The 18,425-nt window shown below is 72.3% G+C and carries 16 protein-coding genes; 14 read left to right on the top strand and 2 right to left on the bottom strand.

The features are described from left to right. The first annotated feature begins 162 nt into the window (after positions 1 to 162). The 6 genes from QF034_RS41690 (at position 163) to QF034_RS39880 (ending at position 9,182) form a co-directional block, all read left to right on the top strand. Complete coding sequence (locus QF034_RS41690; RefSeq protein WP_370880919.1) at positions 163 to 585, top strand: DUF5133 domain-containing protein; 423 nt, start codon at positions 163 to 165, stop codon at positions 583 to 585. A 74-nt stretch (positions 586 to 659) separates the two neighbouring features. Then, a complete protein-coding gene (locus QF034_RS39900; RefSeq protein ID WP_307179526.1) occupies positions 660 to 2,657 on the top strand; it encodes an alpha-1,4-glucan--maltose-1-phosphate maltosyltransferase in 1,998 nt (665 codons plus the stop codon). Continuing rightward, complete coding sequence (treS, locus tag QF034_RS39895; protein ID WP_307179525.1) at positions 2,654 to 4,372, top strand: maltose alpha-D-glucosyltransferase; 1,719 nt, start codon at positions 2,654 to 2,656, stop codon at positions 4,370 to 4,372. The genes QF034_RS39900 and treS overlap by 4 nt, the downstream gene beginning before the upstream one ends. Before the next feature lie 28 nt (positions 4,373 to 4,400). After that, entirely contained in the window at positions 4,401 to 5,771 is a 1,371-nt protein-coding gene (locus tag QF034_RS39890) for a maltokinase N-terminal cap-like domain-containing protein (protein WP_307179524.1), read from the top strand. A 3-nt stretch (positions 5,772 to 5,774) separates the two neighbouring features. Continuing rightward, positions 5,775 to 7,982, top strand: a complete 2,208-nt coding sequence (glgB, locus tag QF034_RS39885) for a 1,4-alpha-glucan branching protein GlgB (RefSeq protein ID WP_307179523.1) — start codon at positions 5,775 to 5,777, stop codon at positions 7,980 to 7,982. 111 nt (positions 7,983 to 8,093) lie between these two features. Further along, positions 8,094 to 9,182 carry a glutamate--cysteine ligase 2 gene (locus QF034_RS39880; RefSeq protein WP_307179522.1) on the top strand — a complete coding sequence of 363 codons (1,089 nt, stop codon included), beginning with the start codon at positions 8,094 to 8,096 and terminating at the stop codon, positions 9,180 to 9,182. A gap of 30 nt (positions 9,183 to 9,212) precedes the next feature. Here QF034_RS39880 and QF034_RS39875 read toward each other — a convergent pair whose 3' ends face one another. Continuing rightward, a complete protein-coding gene (locus QF034_RS39875) occupies positions 9,213 to 9,446 on the bottom strand; it encodes a DUF6480 family protein (RefSeq protein WP_307179521.1) in 234 nt (77 codons plus the stop codon). Between the two features lie 149 nt (positions 9,447 to 9,595). On the opposite strand from QF034_RS39875, the gene QF034_RS39870 reads away from it, so the two are divergent. Both QF034_RS39870 and QF034_RS39865 read left to right on the top strand, forming a co-directional pair. Then, entirely contained in the window at positions 9,596 to 11,494 is a 1,899-nt protein-coding gene (locus QF034_RS39870; protein WP_307179520.1) for an AMP-dependent synthetase/ligase, read from the top strand. A 116-nt stretch (positions 11,495 to 11,610) separates the two neighbouring features. Next, entirely contained in the window at positions 11,611 to 12,045 is a 435-nt protein-coding gene (locus tag QF034_RS39865; RefSeq protein WP_010033269.1) for an ATP-binding protein, read from the top strand. A gap of 47 nt (positions 12,046 to 12,092) precedes the next feature. Here QF034_RS39865 and QF034_RS39860 read toward each other — a convergent pair whose 3' ends face one another. Further along, entirely contained in the window at positions 12,093 to 12,464 is a 372-nt protein-coding gene (locus QF034_RS39860; RefSeq protein ID WP_307179519.1) for a PRC-barrel domain containing protein, read from the bottom strand. 335 nt (positions 12,465 to 12,799) lie between these two features. On the opposite strand from QF034_RS39860, the gene QF034_RS39855 reads away from it, so the two are divergent. The 6 genes from QF034_RS39855 (at position 12,800) to QF034_RS39830 (ending at position 18,341) form a co-directional block, all read left to right on the top strand. Beyond that, on the top strand, positions 12,800 to 13,201 hold the full coding sequence (locus tag QF034_RS39855; protein WP_307179518.1) for an STAS domain-containing protein: 402 nt from the start codon (positions 12,800 to 12,802) through the stop codon (positions 13,199 to 13,201). Between the two features lie 266 nt (positions 13,202 to 13,467). Next, positions 13,468 to 14,355, top strand: a complete 888-nt coding sequence (locus QF034_RS39850; protein WP_306959638.1) for an STAS domain-containing protein — start codon at positions 13,468 to 13,470, stop codon at positions 14,353 to 14,355. After that, entirely contained in the window at positions 14,352 to 14,771 is a 420-nt protein-coding gene (locus tag QF034_RS39845; protein ID WP_086558899.1) for an STAS domain-containing protein, read from the top strand. The genes QF034_RS39850 and QF034_RS39845 overlap by 4 nt, the downstream gene beginning before the upstream one ends. After that, positions 14,771 to 15,211 carry an anti-sigma regulatory factor gene (locus QF034_RS39840; RefSeq protein ID WP_307180092.1) on the top strand — a complete coding sequence of 147 codons (441 nt, stop codon included), beginning with the start codon at positions 14,771 to 14,773 and terminating at the stop codon, positions 15,209 to 15,211. The genes QF034_RS39845 and QF034_RS39840 overlap by 1 nt, the downstream gene beginning before the upstream one ends. Next, complete coding sequence (locus tag QF034_RS39835; protein WP_307179517.1) at positions 15,211 to 16,614, top strand: ATP-binding SpoIIE family protein phosphatase; 1,404 nt, start codon at positions 15,211 to 15,213, stop codon at positions 16,612 to 16,614. The genes QF034_RS39840 and QF034_RS39835 overlap by 1 nt, the downstream gene beginning before the upstream one ends. Continuing rightward, positions 16,611 to 18,341 carry a PP2C family protein-serine/threonine phosphatase gene (locus QF034_RS39830; protein ID WP_307179516.1) on the top strand — a complete coding sequence of 577 codons (1,731 nt, stop codon included), beginning with the start codon at positions 16,611 to 16,613 and terminating at the stop codon, positions 18,339 to 18,341. Before QF034_RS39835 ends, QF034_RS39830 begins: the two co-directional genes overlap by 4 nt. The last annotated feature ends 84 nt before the right edge of the window (positions 18,342 to 18,425 follow it).

Genomic DNA, 18,425 nt, shown 5'->3' with positions numbered 1-18,425 from the left:
GAGCCGCTATTGGTTGAAGATCCAACAAGACGTTGCGTCGTCACCCGTGCACCATGTGTGAAGAACTCGATCGCCGTTACGGGTCCGTGCCGCTGTGTGCACGGCCGCCGTCCGACCGTCGGGGAGACCATGCCCCTCGTAGCCCGAAAGGTGATCGGCGCCATGCTGCTACCCGCCAAAGCCGAAGTCGCCCGGCAGTTGCGGCGTTACCGGGCCTGGGAACGCGTGATGCTCGCGGCACCGAACGACCGCACGGTGCGCACCACGTTCGAGGACTCCGGCTACACGCTCTGTGTGCTGATGGGCAAGCGCTGCGCGCGGGAGGCGGCGGACGCGGCCGAGCGGTATCTGCGCACGAACCAGGTCACCTCGGTGCAGGAACAGAACCAGGCCGCCTACGCGCACGAACCGCAGGCCGCCCTTGCGCAGGAACCGCAGGTCACCTGTGCGCACGAACCGCAGGCCGCCTATGCGCAGGACCCGCAGGTCACCTGTCTGCAGGAACAGACCGAAGGGCCCCGTCCGGCCACCGCGGTCCGGCGAAGACCGCCGGCGGCGGAGCGGCGCTCCCCCGCGGGACGGTAGCCGCCGTCCCGCACATCTCGTCCCCTGGACCGGGCCCGTGGGCCCGGCTTTCGAGCACGGTGGAGGTGAGGACCATGAGTAGGACCCGGGCCATCGGCCGTATCCCGGTACGGGACGTCCGCCCGGCCGTGGAGGGCGGCAACCGGCCGGCCAAGGCGGTCGTGGGCGAGACGTTCGAGGTCACCGCCACCGTATTCCGGGAGGGGCACGACGCGGTCGCCGCCAATGTCGTCCTGAAGGATCCGGAGGGCCGCCCCGGCCCCTGGACGCCGATGCGTGAGCTGGCCCCGGGCAGCGACCGCTGGGGCGCCGAGGTCACCGCGGACGCCGTCGGCCGCTGGACGTACCGGGTGGAGGCCTGGAGCGATCCGGTGGCCACCTGGCGCCACACGGCGGGCATAAAGGTGCCGGCCGGCATCGACCCCGGTCTGGTCCTCGAAGAGGGCGCCGAACTCCACGAGCGAGCGGCGGCCGGCGTTCCCAGGGAAGCCGGCCGCGGTGTGCTGCTCGACGCCGCGCAGGCGCTGCGCGACGACGCGCTGACCCCGGCGGCGCGGCTGGCGGCGGCGCTGACGCCGGAGGTGGACGAGGTCCTGGCCCGCCATCCGCTGCGGGACCTGGTCACGACCTCCGAGCCGCTGCCCCTGCTCGTGGAGCGGGAGCGGGCCCTGTACGGCTCCTGGTACGAGTTCTTCCCGCGTTCGGAGGGCACCCGGCAGCAGCCGCACGGCACGTTCCGCACCGCCGCCCGCCGGCTGCCGGCGATCGCCGCGATGGGCTTCGACGTGGTCTACCTGCCCCCCATCCACCCCATCGGCACGACCTTCCGCAAGGGTAAGAACAACACCCTCTCCCCCGGCCCCGACGACGTCGGCGTGCCCTGGGCGATCGGCTCGCCCGAGGGCGGCCACGACGCCGTCCACCCCCGGCTCGGCACCCTGGACGACTTCGTCTGGTTCGTGGACCGGGCCCGGGATCTGGGGCTGGAGATCGCGCTGGACTTCGCCCTGCAGTGCTCCCCGGACCACCCCTGGGTACAGAAGCACCCCGAGTGGTTCCACCACCGCCCGGACGGCACCATCGCCTACGCGGAGAACCCGCCGAAGAAGTACCAGGACATCTATCCCATCGCCTTCGACGCCGACATGGACGGCCTGATCGCCGAGACCTGCCGGGTGCTGCGGCACTGGATGGACGCCGGGGTGCGGATCTTCCGGGTGGACAACCCGCACACCAAGCCGGTCGTCTTCTGGGAGCGGGTCATCGCGGACATCAACCGCACCGACCCCGACGTGATCTTCCTTGCCGAGGCGTTCACCCGGCCCGCGATGATGCACACCCTGGCCCAGATCGGCTTCCAGCAGTCCTACACGTACTTCACCTGGCGCAACACCAAGCAGGAGCTGACCGAGTACCTCACGGAGCTGTCCGGGGAGGCCGCCTCCTACATGCGGCCGAACTTCTTCGCCAACACCCCCGACATCCTGCACGCCTACCTCCAGCACGGCGGCCGCCCCGCCTTCGAGGTCCGCGCCGTCCTCGCCGCGACCCTGTCGCCGACCTGGGGCATCTACTCCGGCTACGAGCTGTGTGAGAACACCCCGCTCAGGGAGGGCGGCGAGGAGTACCTCGACTCGGAGAAGTACCAGCTCAGGCACCGCGACTGGGAAGCCGCCGAACGCGAGGGCCGCACCATCACCCCGCTGCTGACCAGGCTCAACACCATCCGCCGGGAACACCCCGCGCTGCACCGGCTCAGGAACCTCCGCTTCCACCACACCGACAACGACGCGCTCCTCGCGTACAGCAAGCGCACCGGGTCCGACGTCGTCCTGGTGGTCGCCAACCTCGACCCGCACCACGCCCAGGAGGCCACGGTCGCGTTGGACATGCCGCAACTCGGCCTGGACTGGCACGAGTCGGTGCCGGTGCGCGACGAGCTCACCGGCGAGACCTACCGCTGGAGCAGGAACAACTACGTGCGTCTGGAGCCGGGGCGGGCTCCCGCGCACGTCTTCCACGTCCACTCGCCGCCCGCCTCGCAGGGGAACGGAGGGGCAGAAACGTCATGACCGTGAACGAGCCCGTACCGGACACCTTCGAGGACACTCCCGCCAGGGACCGGGACCCGGAGTGGTTCAAGCGCGCCGTCTTCTACGAGGTGCTCGTCCGCTCGTTCCAGGACAGCGACGGCGACGGCGTCGGTGACCTGAAGGGCCTGACCTCGAAGCTCGACTACCTCCAGTGGCTCGGCGTCGACTGCCTGTGGCTGCCGCCGTTCTTCAAGTCACCCCTGCGTGACGGCGGCTACGACGTCTCCGACTACACCGCCGTGCTGCCGGAGTTCGGTGACCTGGCCGACTTCGTGGAGTTCGTCGACGCCGCCCACCAGCGCGGCATGCGCGTGATCATCGACTTCGTCATGAACCACACCAGTGACCAGCACCCGTGGTTCCAGGAGTCGCGCAAGGACCCCGACGGCCCCTACGGCGACTACTACGTGTGGGCCGACGACGACAAGGGCTATCCGGACGCCCGGATCATCTTCGTCGACACCGAGACGTCGAACTGGACATTCGACCCGGTGCGCGGCCAGTACTTCTTCCACCGCTTCTTCTCGCACCAGCCGGACCTCAACTACGAGAACCCGCGCGTCCAGGAGGAGATCCTGGCCGCGCTGAAGTTCTGGCTCGACCTCGGCATCGACGGCTTCCGGCTGGACGCGGTGCCGTACCTGTACGCGGCCGAGGACACCAACTGCGAGAACCTGCCCGCCACCCACGCGTTCCTCAAGCGCGTCCGCCGCGAGATCGACGCGCAGTACCCGGACACGGTGCTGCTGGCGGAGGCCAACCAGTGGCCCGAGGACGTCGTCGACTACTTCGGCGACTACGCGAGCGGCGGCGACGAGTGCCACATGGCGTTCCACTTCCCGGTCATGCCGCGCATCTTCATGGCCGTACGGCGGGAATCCCGCTACCCGGTCTCGGAAATCCTGGCCAAGACGCCGGCCATCCCCTCGGGCTGCCAGTGGGGCATGTTCCTGCGCAACCACGACGAGCTGACCCTCGAGATGGTCACCGACGAAGAGCGCGACTACATGTGGGCCGAGTACGCCAAGGACCCCCGCATGCGCGCCAACATCGGCATCCGCAGGCGCCTCGCTCCCCTGCTGGACAACGACCGGCACACCATCGAGCTGTTCACCGCGCTGCTGCTGGCCCTGCCCGGCTCGCCGATCCTCTACTACGGCGACGAGATCGGCATGGGCGACAACATCTGGCTCGGCGACCGGGACGCGGTGCGCACGCCGATGCAGTGGACGCCCGACCGCAACGCCGGGTTCTCCACCTGCGACCCGGGCCGCCTCTACCTGCCGGCGATCATGGACCCGGTCTACGGCCACCAGGTCACCAACGTCGAGGCGTCGATGTCGTCGCCGTCGTCGCTGCTGCACTGGACCCGCCGCATGATCGAGATCCGCAAGCAGAACCCGGCTTTCGGCCTCGGCTCGTACACGGAACTGTCGTCCTCCAACCCGGCGGTGCTGGCCTTCCTGCGGGAGTACGAGGACGACCTGGTGCTGTGCGTGAACAACTTCGCGCGGTTCGCGCAGCCCACCGAACTCGATCTGCGCGAGTTCGCCGGGCGCCATCCGGTGGAGCTGTTCGGCGGGGTCCGCTTCCCCGCGATCGGCGAGCTGCCGTATCTGCTGACCCTCGGGGGCCACGGCTTCTACTGGTTCCGGCTCACTCGAGTCGCATCCCGCATCGGCCGGCGACTGTGAGCAAGCGCCGACGAAAGGAGGCGTGACCATGCCGAAGACCGCATCCCTCCGCCCGAGTCTCACGCGCCTGGCCGAGCCCATGGAGTCGCTCGGCGGGCTGCTGCGTGACTGGCTGCCCCGGCAGCGCTGGTTCGCGGGCAAGGACCGGCCCGTCACGGAGCTCGGCCTGCTGTCGATGACCGAGCTGTTCCCGGGCTGTCTGCATCTGCTGGTCCACGCCGGTCACGCGGGTCACACGGGTGTGCCGTCCCCGGGCGGCGCTCCGCCGGCCGGCGACTGCTACCAGCTCCTGCTCGGCGTGCGGGAGCATCCGTCGCCGCGTCTCGGGCGGGCGCTCATCGGGCGGGTGCAGGACGGGCCGCTGGCCGGTCTGACGGTCTACGACGCGCTGCACGACCCCCGTTCGGCCCAGCTGCTCCTGGACCGGCTGCGGCACCCCGGCACCGCCGGTCCCCTGCGGTTCGACTGCCACCCGGACCAGCCGGTGCCCGGTGGACTGGTGCCGCGGCTGCTGGACGCGGAGCAGTCCAACTCCTCGCTGGTGTACGGCGACGAGTACATCCTGAAGGTCTTCCGGCGCATCCAGCCGGGCGTCAACCCGGACCTGGAGGTGCCGGGCGCGCTGGCCCGGCAGGGCTGCCACCGGGTGCCCGCGCCCGTGGCCTGGTTCCAGACGAAGCATCCGTTCAAGGCCACCCTCGGCGTGCTCCAGCCGTATCTGCGGGACGCCTCCGACGGCTGGACGCTGGCGCTGCACGCCCTGGCCGCCGGCGACGACTTCACGGCCCAGGCCCGGGCGCTGGGCGCGGCCACGGCGGAGGTGCACCTCGCCCTCGCCTCGGCCTTCCCGGTCGGCGAGCCCGGGGAGAACGGGCGTACGGCGGCCGCCATGACCGAGCGGCTGGCCGCCGCCGCGCACTGCGTGCCCGCGCTCCAGCCGTACGTGCCGGGCCTGCGGACCGCGTTCGCCGCCCTCACCACCTGCGACGCCGGGCCGCCCGCCCAGCGCATCCACGGCGACCTGCACCTGGGTCAGGTGCTGCGGGCCGGACGCGAGTGGTTCGTCATCGACTTCGAGGGCGAGCCGTCCAGGCCGCTCTCCGAACGGCGCAGCGCCCACTCCCCCGTGCGGGACATCGCCGGGATGCTGCGCTCCTTCGACTACGCCGCCCGGCAGCGCCGCCCCTGGCGCCCGGAGTGGGCGCGACGCTGCCGCGAGGCCTACTGCGCGGGCTATGCCGCCCGCGCCGGCTGGGACCCGCGGAAGAAGCACGGACTGCTCCGGGCCTATGAGACGGACCGGGCCGTGTACGAGGTGCTGTACGAGGCACGGCACCGCCCCGACTGGCTGCCTGTACCGATGGCGGCGATCGAGCGCCTCGCTGTGAGAGGAGACTGAGCCGTGGCCCTGCGCGACACCTCAATCCCGGAGCCGTCCGGCCCGGTCCCGGGCGCGACCGCGCCCGCCCTGAGCCCGGAGGACCGCGGGCGCCTGCTGGCGGGAGCCCATCACGATCCGCACGCGCTGCTGGGCGCCCACCCGGTCCCCGGCGGGATCCTGTTCCGGGCACTGCGCCCCTTCGCCCGCTCGGTGAGCGTGGTGACCGGCGGCAAGCGCACCCCGCTCGTCTCGGAGGGCGACGGCCTGTTCGCCGGCGTGCTGCCGCTGACGGAGATCCCCGCGTACACGCTGCACGTGGTGTACGAGGGCGGTGAGCAGGAGGTGCACGACCCGTACCGTTTCCTGCCCGCGCTCGGCGAGCTCGACCTGCACCTGATCCGCGAGGGCCGGCACGAGCAGCTGTGGCAGGCCCTCGGGGCGCAGCCCATGACCCACGAGGGCGTGCCCGGCACCCGGTTCACGGTGTGGGCGCCGAACGCGCAGGGCGTGCGGGTCGCCGCGGACTTCACCTACTGGGACGGGACGCAGTTCCCGATGCGCTCGCTCGGCGCGTCCGGTGTGTGGGAGCTGTTCCTGCCGGGCGTCGGCGAGGGCACGGCGTACAAGTTCGAGATCACCTCCCGCTACGGCCACCGCTTCCTCAAGGCGGACCCGATGGCCCGCCGCACCGAGGAGCCGCCCCACACGGCGTCGATCGTGACGGCCTCGCACTACGAGTGGGGCGACGCCCAGTGGATGGCGCACCGCGCCGACACGCCGGTGCACGAGGCGCCGTTCTCGGTGTACGAGGTGCATCTGCCGTCCTGGCGCCCGGGGCTGGACTACCGGCAGCTCGCCGAGGAACTCCCGGCGTACGTCAAGGACCTCGGCTTCACGCACGTCGAGCTGATGCCGGTCGCCGAGCACCCCTTCCACGGTTCCTGGGGCTACCAGGTCACCGGCTTCTACGCGCCGACCGCGCGGCTCGGCACCCCGGACGACTTCCGGTACTTCGTCGACGCCTGCCACCGGGCGGGCATCGGCGTGATCATGGACTGGGTGCCGGCGCACTTCCCGAAGGACGACTGGGCGCTCGCCCGGTTCGACGGGGATCCGCTGTACGAGCCCGGGGACGCGCGGCGCGCCGAGCACCCGGACTGGGGCACGTACGAGTTCGACTTCGCCCGCACCGAGGTGCGCAACTTCCTCGTGGCGAACGCGGTGTACTGGTGCGAGGAGTTCCACATCGACGGACTGCGGGTGGACGCGGTGGCGTCCATGCTCTACCTGGACTACTCGCGCGAGGACGGCCAGTGGGAGCCCAACGCCTACGGCGGCCGGGAGGACCTGGCGGCCATGGCGTTCCTCCAGGAGATGAACGCGACCGTGTACCGGCGTGCCCCGGGTGTGGTGACGATCGCGGAGGAGTCCACGGCCTGGGGCGGGGTGACGCAGCCCACCGACGCGGGCGGGCTCGGTTTCGGCCTGAAGTGGAACATGGGCTGGATGCACGACTCCTTGGAGTACCTGGCCCACGAGCCGGTGCACCGCAAGTACCACCACCACGAGATGACCTTCTCGATGGTGTACGCCTACAGCGAGAACTACGTCCTGCCGATCTCCCACGACGAGGTGGTGCACGGCAAGCAGGCGCTGGTGTCGAAGGCGCCGGGCGACTGGTGGCAGCGGCGCGCGAACGTCCGTGCCTACCTCGCCTTCATGTGGAGCCATCCCGGCAAGCAGCTGCTGTTCATGGGGCAGGAGTTCGCGCAGGGCGCCGAGTGGTCGGTGGAGCAGGGGCCGGAGTGGTGGCTGCTCGACGACGGCTACCACTCGGCGGGCGACCACCGGGGCGTGCGGGACCTGGTCCGTGACCTGAACACGGTGTACCGGGCGACGCCGGCGCTGTGGCAGTGCGACACCCGCCCGGAGGGCTTCCGGTGGGTGGCGGTGGACTCGGCCGACGACAACGTCTTCGCGTTCCTGCGGTACGACGCGCAGGGCGGGGCGTTGCTGGCCGTGTCGAACTTCTCCCCGGTCGTCCGGCACGACTACGGTCTCTGGGTCCCGGGTGACGCGGTCGCCTGGCAGGAGATCCTCAACACCGACGACCCGCGCTACGGCGGCAGCGGCGTCACCCACCCGGATCCGGTCAAACCGGAGGACGGTTGTGTCCGGATCACGCTGCCGCCGCTGGCCACCGTGTGGCTGACGCCGTTCGCTGCGTGAGGTCCCGCGGCCGCACCAGGTGTCCGACCCGCCTGTGAGGGGCACTGGGTGTCGTACCACCGGGAAGGCCCGGTGGCCGACGCGGCAGGGTCACGAAGGGCGGGCATCAGGGTGCGCACTGTCGGAGTGGAGGAGGAGCTCCTCCTGGTCGATCCCGAGACCGGGGAACCGCGGGCGATGTCCGCCGCGGTGCTCGCCCGGGCCGCGCAGGACGACGCGGATCAGGACGTCTTCGAGAAGGAACTCCACGAGCAGATGCTGGAGTTCGCGACCCATCCGCAGTCGTCCATGGAGAGCCTGCGCGCGGAGATCGTCCGCTGCCGCAAGGAGGCGGCCCGGCACGCCGGGGAGCTCGGCTGCGCGGTCGCGGCCCTCGCCACGTCCCCGCTGCCGGTCAGTCCCGCGGTCGGCGTCAACCGCCGGTACCAGTGGATGGCCGACCAGTACGGCATCGCCACCCGGGAGCAGCTCGTCCTGGGCTGCCATGTGCATGTGTCCGTCGAGTCCGACGAGGAGGGTGTCGCGGTCATCGACCGGGTGCGGCCCTGGCTCCAGGTGCTGACGGCGCTCAGCGCGAACTCGCCGTTCTGGCAGGGCAAGGACACGGGCTACAGCAGCTACCGCAGCCGGGTGTGGCTGCGCTGGCCGTCGGCCGGCCCGACCGAGATCTTCGGCTCGGCCGAGCGGTACCACCGGCTGATCGCGGACATGGTGGCCACCGGCGCGCTCCTCGACGACGGGATGATCTACTTCGACGCGCGGCTGTCCCGGCGGTATCCGACGGTGGAGGTCCGGGTGTCGGACGTCTGTCTGCACTCGGGCACGGCCGCGCTCGTCGCCACGCTCGTGCGCGGGCTGGTCGAGACCGCCGCCCGCGAGTGGCGGGCCGGCCGCGAACCGCTCGGCCACGGTGTCAGCCTGCTGCGGCTGGCCGACTGGCTGGCCGCCCGGTCCGGTCTGTCGGGCGAGCTGCTGCACCCCGCGACCATGCGGCGGCTGCCCGCCGAGGCGGTCGTGCGTGCCCTGCTGGACCACGTCGAGGAGGCCCTCACGGACACCGGTGACCTGGAACGGGCCCGGGCCGCCTGCGAGGAGCTGCTGCGGGACGGCAACGGGGCACAGGTGCAGCGCGCGCTGATGGAGCGCACGGGAAGCCTGCGGGACGTCGTCACCGAGTGCGTCCGGCACACCCAGGCCTGAGGCGTCCCGCCTCCTTCCGTCCCGCCGCACTCAGAGGATCAGAGCGAGGGCGTAGGCCAGGAAGAACGCCGCGATCAGCACCACGAGGACGATGATCACCGCCATCGGGGCCTTGGACCAGCCCTTGGGCGGGTTGTGTGTCTCCCGGGGCCCCGCCTCGGGCAGGCTGCTCTCCGCGGGCGGGGTCTCGCCCGGCGGTACGCCGCCGCCCGGTTCCAGGCCGGAGCTGCGTTCGGGTTCGGGATCGGGACTGATGTGACTCATGCCCTCCGGGTCCCCCGATCACGCCGAGATCATCAGCGGGACGACTTCCGTATTTCCCGACCCCTGAGGGCCCCGGCTCGACTACATTCGAGCCCCGCCGATGACGCTACCCGTCGGCAATGTCACACCCCGTACCCGTCAGGAGCCGCATGCGCGACCTCGCCCTCGCTCCACCGGCCGTCTCGCCCCTGACCGGCGGGCTCGCCGACAGCGTCTTCGAGACCGCGGACCGCGAACCCACCCGGCCGGTGCTCGCCCGCCGCGCCGACCCGGCCGCCACCTCCTGGGAGGAGGTGACGGCGATCGAACTGCGCGACCAGGTGGTGGACATCGCCAAGGGGCTGATCGCCTCCGGGACAGCGCCGGGACACCGCGTGGCGATCATGGCGCGCACGCGGTACGAGTGGACGGTCCTGTGCTACGCGCTGTGGGCCGTGGGTGCCGAGGTCGTCCCGGTCTACCCGACATCGTCGCGCGACCAGGTCGAGTGGATCCTGCGGGACGCCGGCTGTGTGGCCGTGGTGGTGGAGGACGAGCAGGGCGTCATGACCGTCGGCTCGGTGTGCGCGTCACTGCCGCTGCTGCGCCACGTCTGGCAGCTGGACGCGGGCGCGCTGGAGGACCTGGCCGCGCGTGGGGAGTCCGTCCCGCTCGCCACGGTCGACTCCATGCGCCGCATCGTGCTGCCGGACTCCACCGCCGTGATCGCCTACACCTCCGGCACCTCCGGCCACGCCATGGGCTGCGCCCTCAGCCACCGCAACCTGGCCGCCCCCTGCGACACGCTGCTCACGGGCTGGGGCCACACGGCGGCACCGCGCGGCGAGCAGGGCTCCGTGCTGGCGTTCCTGCCCTTCTCCCATGTGTACGGGCTGATGATCCAGGGCCTGTGCCTGCGCGGCGGTCTGCTCATGGGCCACCAGGCCGAGCTGGGCGGGGAGGCGCTGTCGTCGGCGCTGCGCTCCTTCAGGCCCACGTACTTCTACGCGGTCCCGTCGGTCTTCGAGAAGATCTACAAGAACTTCCTGCGCACGGCCCAGCAGGGCGGCCACGGTGGTCTGTTCGAGCGGGCCGCCGAGACGGCTCGGGAGTTCGCCGCGGCCCTGGAGCGCCAGCGGCTGGGCCGGGGCCGCGGGCCGGGCTTCGATCTGCGGCTCCAGCACGCCCTGTACGAGCGCACGGTGTACCGCAGGCTGCGGGCCGCGCTGGGCGGCCGGGTGCGGCGGGCGACCTCGGGCGGCTCTCCCCTCAGCCGCGATCTGTCGCTCTTCTACGAAGGCATCGGCATCTACGTGCACGACGGGTACGGCCTGACGGAGACCGGCGGCGGGGTGACGATGCAGCCGCTGGGCCGGGAGAAGTCCGGGACCGTCGGGCAGGCCCTGCCGGGCACGGAGATCCGGCTGGCGGAGGACGGGGAGATCCTGGTGCGCGGCCCGTCGGTGTTCCAGGGGTACGTGGGCGACCAGGCCCACACCCGGGCCGCGCTGCGCGGCGGCTGGCTGGCCACCGGGGACCTCGGGCAGCTGGACTCCGAGGGCTATCTGACGATCACCGGCCGCAAGAAGGACATCATCGTCACCAGCAGTGGCAAGAGCGTCGCCCCGGCCGCCCTGGAGCAGCGGCTGCGGATGCACCCGCTCGTCCACCAGGCGGTGGTCGTGGGCGACAACCAGCCCTGTGTCGGCGCCCTGATCACGCTGGACCCGGAGTTCCTGGCGCACTGGCGGGCGGCGCTGGCGCTGCAGGGCGAGATGCGGGAGGCGCGGGAGGAGAACGCGTTGCGGGAGGAGGTGGCGCGGGCCGTGGCCGCGGCCAACAGCTCCGTGTCGCGGTCGGAGTCGATCCGGGTGTTCCGGGTCCTGCCGGAGCCGTTCGACGTGACCAACGGGCTGCTGACGCCCTCGATGAAGCTGCGCCGGGACGAGATCGTGCGGCACTACGCGTCCGAGATCGACGCGATGTACCAGTCACGCAGGCGGCCCGGGCGGCCGAGCCCCCGGGACGAGCCGTCCCACTGGGACGACTCGGACAGCGTGTTCCGTTGAGCACGGAGCCGGACGCGTAGGCCTCGCCCCCTCGGGAACACGCAACAGTGGCGACGCAAGAGAAAGGACGACAGCCCTGACGACAGCCCTTGCTGACGCCGGGCCGGAAAGGCGATATGTCAACCGAGCCGCGTGGGGATGACGCACTGACCTCCGAGGAGATTCCGAGCCGCACGAACAGCTTCGTGGGCGAGCCGCACGACGTGACGGGAGCGCGGCTGGCCGCGGAGGAGTTCCTGCGGGATCTGTCACGCTCCTCGCCGCCCTCTGCCCCCGAGTACTGGGACGACATCCTGTTGGTGGTGACGGAACTGGCCGCCAACGCGGTGCAGTACGCCCCGGGTCCGTTCGCGCTGCGGATGCGCCGGACCTTCGACGGGGTGCATGTGGTGCTGCACGACACCAGTTCCACGGAACCGGCCCCGCGCCCCTTCGATCCGCGCAGCGGGGGCGGCGGCATCGGCTGGCATCTGATCCACACCTTGTGCGACCAGGTCAGCGTGGTGAGCGACGAGCGCGGCAAGGACGTGCACGTCTTCCTGCCCTGGTGAGCCGGGAGCGTCACGGGCGCGGCGCGCGCCCGTGACCGGCTCGGGGTTCAGGCCGAGGCCTTCGTGCGCGGCGGCAGCCTGTGGTAGTAGTCGCCCACGGCCGTGAGGTACTCCCGGTCCCGGGTCTCGCTGTCGGTCTGGAAGCGGGGCGCCGCCTTGGCGTCTCCCCTGGTGCAGGCCAGTGTGATCTTCCGGCCCTGCGTGTCTATGCCGGTGACGACTCCGGCCGGCACCAGGACGCTGCGGCCGAACACCCAGACGCCGGTGTCGACGACCAGGTGCCGCATGCCGTGCGGGGCGGCCTCGCGGTCCACGTGCCCGATCGTGCCGTCGGTCGCGGCGACGGTGAAACCGCTGAGGTCCAGCCCCTCGATGTGACCGCTGTCCGGCGCGTACGACCAGATTCTGTCGATGGCCACGCTGCTCCATCCTCCCTGACGGTGTGCGGGTCGCGGAGTCCGGCGGACGGTCCCCCGCCCACCCGCTCCACTGCAGCAATTACCCTCCTGCCGCAAGCGCATTCGGCGCACGCACCTTCGACCGTCGTCGGCGGCGGGCTTCGGCAGGGTTCGTCCCCTCAGGCATGGGGGACGGTTTCCGGGGTAATCGCGGGGCGCGGTGGAAACGGAGCCCGGTGGCGAAGGGAGGCAGATGAGAAACGGAAGCAGAGCCCGCACCAGAACCGGCATCGCCCCGCACCGCGGTCATCCGCAGAGGTGACCCGCCCAGGCCGTAGCACTTGTTGGAGGTACCTGTGCCCCTCGCCCAGAACCCGCTGTCCGTGGAGGTCGAACTGCCCCGGGAGGACGTGGCCCTGATCACGGTCGACGGCTACCTGGATGTCGACACCGCGACCGAGTTCCAGGCCCATCTGGCCAACCAACTGCACCACGGCCGACGCCACTTCCTGCTCGACCTGTCGTCCGTACCGTTCATGGACTCGTCCGGGATGAACATCATCCTGCGGGTGTACCAGGAGACCCGGAAGACCGCAGGCAGCGTGCACGTCATCAACCCGACGCCGGCCGTGCGACGCGTCCTCGACCTGACCGGCGTCAGCATCACGGTGCCGATATCGGAGAGCGTCGACGAGGCCCTGGCCCGCGCCGACGAGGTGCCGGCCACCCCCGAGGAGCCGGGAGCGCAGACCGCCTGACGGGCCGGGTGGCCCCGCGGGCACACCGTCGGCGGGACCGGCGGCCCGGTGCCCTCGCTCCGCCCTGCCCGGACGGCCGTCCATCCTGCGCGCGCCGGATGACGGCGATGGCCAATTACCGTTCCCCCGGACCGGATCGGTTGCACCGGATCCGGTGTCGTACGAGGTCGGCGCATGGTTAGAGTTGTCGCCCGGCAAGTGTCACAGCACCGTCCCGTTGCCTTTGGCGGGCTCGGTCGACGCAACGCGGATGAGGAGAGAACCAGGTGCCGGAGCACGAAGCGGACGGACAGCTCGCCACGCCGACACACGAGGTCAGGGACTTCCTGCACCGCAGGCGTGAGCAGATCGCCCAGCGGTGGGCGGACGAGCCCTTGTTCCGCACCGTGTTCACCGTCTCGCGTGACGAGGCGGTGGAGGCGAGCAAGGTCGTCGTGGACGCGCTGGCCCAGGTGGCCGACTCGGATCAGGTGGAGGACCCGGACGCCGCGGGATTCAGCGGGGTGCGCGAGCAGCTGGCCCGTATGGGAGCGGCCCGCTCGCGTGCCGGGCTGTCGAACACCCAGGTCGCCAGCGAGCTGGCCGCCCTGCGGCCGCCCGTGGAGAACCTGCTGGCCGCCGATCTGGAGGAGGCGCCGCCCGAGCATCTGCGGGCGTGTTCGACGGCGCTGACGGTGCTGATGGGCACCCTGCGGCTGGTCGCCATGCAGACGGCGCTGAGCGAGTGGCAGGCTCTCAGCGACCGGCAGCGGCTGCAGCTGATGGAGGTGGCGACGCCCGTCATCCGGCTGTGGGACGGCGTCGTGGCCGTGCCGCTGATCGGGACGCTGGACAGCGCCCGCAGCCAGGTGGTGATGGAGACGCTGCTGAACGCCGTCGTCGACCAGCACGCCCGGTTCGCGATCCTCGACATCACCGGGGTGCCGACGGTGGACTCGCTGGTGGCGCAGCACCTGATGAAGACGGTCGCGGCGGCGCGGCTGATGGGCGCCCAGTGCATCGTCTCGGGCATCCGCCCCGCCATCGCGCAGACCATCGTCCACCTCGGTCTGGACCTGGACGTGATCACCCGCGCGAGTCTCTCCGACGCGCTGCGGTACGCGCTGCACGAACTCGGCGCCGACATCGTGAACCCGGGTGCGGGTCAGCGGTGAGCGACGCCTACTCCCGTCCCGTCCCGGGCCACGTGCCGGTTCTCCGGCTCGGTGACGTCCTGCTGGTCACGCTCCAGGGGGACCTGCACGACAGCACGGCACAGCAGCTCCAGCAGGATCTCGCGGAGACCATCTCCCGTACCGGGGTGCGTGGTGTCCTCATCGACATCTCCGGTGTGGAGATCGTCGACTCCTTCCTCGGCCGGGTGCTGGCCGAGATCGCCGCGCAGGCCAAGCTGCTGGCCGCGCGGACCGTGGTGGCCGGCATGCGCCCGGCGGTCGCCATCACCCTGGCGGAACTGGGCCTGACGCTGCCCGGGCTGAGCACGGCGCTCAGCACCGAGGCGGGCATGGAGCTCCTCACGCAGCAGACCCCGGCGTATCGTCCGGGCGGCCCGCGTCAGGAGAGTCCGTGATGCACACTGCCGCGGGCGTGGAGGCCTGCTTGCCCATCCGGTCGGACATGGACCTGGTGTGGGTGCGACAGCATGTGCGGCAGGCCGCGGCCCAACTGGGTTTCGGCCTGGTGGACCAGACCAAGCTGGTCACGGCGGCCAGTGAGCTGGCCCGCAACACCCTCGTGCACGGTGGTGGCGGACAGATGGAGGCGACGCACCTCAGCAGCGGCGGTGTGCAGGGGCTCCGGCTGGCCTTCACCGACGAGGGGCCGGGCATCGCCGACCTGGACCAGGCGCTCAGCGACGGCTACACCTCCGGCGACGGGCTGGGGATGGGGCTGAGCGGCGCGCGGCGCCTCGTGCACGACTTCGAGATCGACAGCACGCCGGGCGACGGCACCACCGTGCGGGTGACCTGCTGGGCGGCCCGGCCGCCGCGTCCGCGCGAGGAGGCCTGATGCCGCGCGTGTGGGACGTCCCGGTGCGCGACTCGACGCGGGTGCGCGACGCGCGGGTCGCCGCGGAGAGCGCGGCCGCGCTGGCCGGTCTCGACGAGCGGCGCACGGCGGCCGCCGCGCTGGTCGCGACCGAGCTCGCCACGAATCTGCTCAAGCACGCCGAGGGCGGCCAGGTGCTCATCGAGGTCGTGGCCCCGCCCGCGCCGCGGGAAGGCGGAGCGGAGTCCCGGGTCATGCAGATCGCCGCGATCGACCACGGCCCGGGCATCGCGGACCTGCCCGCGGCCCTGCGCGACGGTTTCTCCACGACCGGTTCGCTCGGCGCGGGCCTCGGCACGTGTCAGCGGCTCGCCGACGACTTCGCCCTGCACAGCACGCCCGGCCGCGGCACGGTCGCGGTGGCCCGCGTGGGCACCACGTCCCGCGGCGGCGGTCCGGCCGTACCGGCGGGGGCCGACGTGGTGTCGGACGGCCGGGGTCCGGCGGACGGTGTTCCCGGCGCCCCGGCGTGGTCCGGGGGCGGGGCCTTCGCCGACGGCTGGTGGCCGGGCGGTGCCGCCGAGGCCGGCGACGCGCCGGCGGGAGCCGTGGCGTGCGGCACCCTGACGGGGCACGCGACGGTGCCGGGCAGCGCGTCGGGCTTCTCCGTGCGGGCCGGCAGCGCGCTCGGGGACAGCGGTGTGCCCGGGGACAGCGGCGGCCTCGGGGATGGCCCCGGCCCCCAGCAGGTCTCCGGCGCACCGGGCCGGGCAGCGCGGCCCGGCCCGTCGGGTGACCGGCCCGCGCCCGTCCTCGGCGTGCGCGCCGGAGGCGTGAACATCCCCTACGGCGGAGCCGAGTACTCCGGTGACGCCTGGGCGTGGGTGCGTTCCGGGGACCGGCTGACACTGATGCTGGCGGACGGTCTGGGGCACGGCCCGGAGGCGGCCCGGGCCTCGTCCGCCGCGGTCACGGCGCTGCACCGCTGGGCCCACCTCTCCCCCGCCGAGTCGCTGCGGCGGCTCCACGACGCACTGAAGGGCACCCGGGGCGCGGCCGTCGCCCTGGCCCAGCTCGACGTGCGGGCCGGGCGGCTGCGGTTCGCCGGCATCGGGAACGTGGGGGCGCGGCTGCGCACGGACGGCACCTGGCGTCCGCTGCTGTCGCGGCCCGGCATCGTCGGCGTGCACCGGCCCGCCACCCTCCGCGAGGAGGAGGCCGACTGGGCCGCCGACCGGCTGCTGGTCCTGCACACCGACGGTCTGCCCAGCCGCTGGACGCCGCCGTCCGACACCGGTCTGCCCGCGGCCGACCCGGCCGTGACGGCCGCCGTGGCGATACGTGACGCGAGCAGTCCCGCCCGACCGGTGCGGGACGACACCGCCGTGGCCGTGCTGACTCCGACCCCGCCGGAACACCCATGATGCGCACTTGGCAGATCACCACCGTCACCGATGCGGCCCGCGCCCGCATCGCCCTGGCGCGCCTGGCCGCCGCGTACGGTGTGCCCACCGTCGAACGGACCAGGCTGGCCGCCGCCCTCAGCGCCCATCTGCGGCAGTGCCTCACCAAGGGCGGCACCTGGCTGCTCACCCTGGACATGGCCGGGTCCCCCGCCGAGGAGGGGCTGCTGCACGCCGTGGTGACGCCGTCGCCGGACGCGTCGGCCGCCGCCGGGGAGCCGCCGTGGGAGGTCACGGTCCCCTGCCCCGAGGCGGCCGGGGCCACGGAGGCCGGCGCCGTCGAGGACGATCCCGCCGCCCTCGCGCAGGCGCTGCTCGGCGCCGACGAGGACACGGCCGTGGTGCTGGACAAGCTCAGCGAGCAGGAGGACCTGGTCGCCTTCCACCGCGAGGAGCTGCACCAGACGAACCAGGGCGTCCTAGCACTGCACGCCGAGCTGGACGCGGCCGGCCGGGCCCAGCGCGAGGCCTTCGCCGCCGAGCGCCGGGCACGCAACGAGGCGGAGAGCGCCCGCCGCAGACTGACGTTCCTCGCGGACGCGAGCGCCGTGCTGACGGCCTCGCTCAACCACGAGGAGATCGTGCGCCGGCTGCCGGACCTGCTGGTGCCGGAGTACGCCCGCAGTGTCGACGTCTGGCTGTTCGACCACGAGGACGACAAGCACCGGTCGGCGCCGCATCCGGCCGCCGCCGTGGTCGCGGCCCGGACCGGGCGGCCGCAGTACGCGGCCGACCATCCCGGCGGTCTGCCCGGCGTCGACGACCAGCCGCCGTCCGCGCTGGATCCCGCCCGGCCGCTGCTGTGCGTTCCGCTGCCGACGCGCCGGGCCCCGCTGGGCGTGCTGACCCTGTCGCCGCCCGGTGCGCGCTGGGACCCGGACGATGCGGTGATGCTGATCGAGCTCACCCGGCGGGCCAGCATCGCGATCGACAACGCCCGGCGCTTCGAGCACAACCGGGACATCGCCGAGACGCTGCAACGCGCCCTGCTCACGGATCTGCCGGCCACCCCGGGCCTCAGACTGGCCGCGCGCTATCTGCCCGCCACCCACGGGCTGAACATCGGCGGTGACTGGTACGACGCGTTCCCCCAGCGGGACGGCGGTCTCATCACCGTCGTCGGCGACGTGACCGGGCACGGTCTGCACGCGGCCGTCATGATGAGCCAGCTGCGCACGGCGCTGCGGGCGTACGCCGTCGACGGCGACAGCCCGGGCCGGCTGCTGACCCGGCTGCACCGGTTCCTGCACCATCTCCAGCCGGACCTGTACGCCACGGCCGTCATCGCCCGGTTCCACCCGGACGAGCCCACCCTGACCTGGGCCGCCGCGGGCCATCCGCCGCCGGTGCTGCGGCTGCCCGACGGAACCGTGCGCACCCTCGACGCCAAACCCGGCGCCATGCTGGGCATTCCCCTCACCCAGGAGATCGGCGACCACACGGTGCGCCTGTCGCCGGGCTCGACGCTCGCGCTGTACACGGACGGGCTGGTGGAACGGCGTGCGCAGGGCATAGACCCGGGCATCGAGCGGCTGGCCTCGGCGCTCGGCGGGTTCCGTTCGGCCGAGCTGGACGCCGATCTGGAGGGCTCGGCGGACCGGATCCTGCATCCGCTGCTGAGCGATTCCGAGCGCGACGACGACGTGTGTCTGCTGCTGTGCCATCTCCAAGGGGACATGGCGGGCTGACGTACGGTCCGGCCGTCCGGCCGGGTGTGCACGCCTTCTTCACGCCGGCCTGGTGCTTTTCGGCCACGGGGCGGGCATGGTGGT

This window comes from Streptomyces africanus, assembly GCF_030816955.1.
Lineage (GTDB): Bacteria > Actinomycetota > Actinomycetes > Streptomycetales > Streptomycetaceae > Streptomyces > Streptomyces africanus.
Note: the sequence above shows the minus strand (reverse complement) of the source record. Positions and strands in the feature narration are given on the sequence as shown.

Bases quoted from the DNA above. Each gene is read 5' to 3' on its own strand.
- QF034_RS41690 (WP_370880919.1), top strand. From the start codon at position 163: ATGCTGCTACCCGCCAAAGCCGAAGTCGCCCGGCAGTTGCGGCGTTAC.
- QF034_RS39900 (WP_307179526.1), top strand. From the start codon at position 660: ATGAGTAGGACCCGGGCCATCGGCCGTATCCCGGTACGGGACGTCCGC.
- treS (WP_307179525.1), top strand. From the start codon at position 2,654: ATGACCGTGAACGAGCCCGTACCGGACACCTTCGAGGACACTCCCGCC.
- QF034_RS39890 (WP_307179524.1), top strand. From the start codon at position 4,401: ATGCCGAAGACCGCATCCCTCCGCCCGAGTCTCACGCGCCTGGCCGAG.
- QF034_RS39875 (WP_307179521.1), bottom strand. From the start codon at position 9,446: ATGAGTCACATCAGTCCCGATCCCGAACCCGAACGCAGCTCCGGCCTG.
- QF034_RS39870 (WP_307179520.1), top strand. From the start codon at position 9,596: ATGCGCGACCTCGCCCTCGCTCCACCGGCCGTCTCGCCCCTGACCGGC.
- QF034_RS39865 (WP_010033269.1), top strand. From the start codon at position 11,611: ATGTCAACCGAGCCGCGTGGGGATGACGCACTGACCTCCGAGGAGATT.
- QF034_RS39840 (WP_307180092.1), top strand. From the start codon at position 14,771: ATGCACACTGCCGCGGGCGTGGAGGCCTGCTTGCCCATCCGGTCGGAC.
- QF034_RS39835 (WP_307179517.1), top strand. From the start codon at position 15,211: ATGCCGCGCGTGTGGGACGTCCCGGTGCGCGACTCGACGCGGGTGCGC.
- QF034_RS39830 (WP_307179516.1), top strand. From the start codon at position 16,611: ATGATGCGCACTTGGCAGATCACCACCGTCACCGATGCGGCCCGCGCC.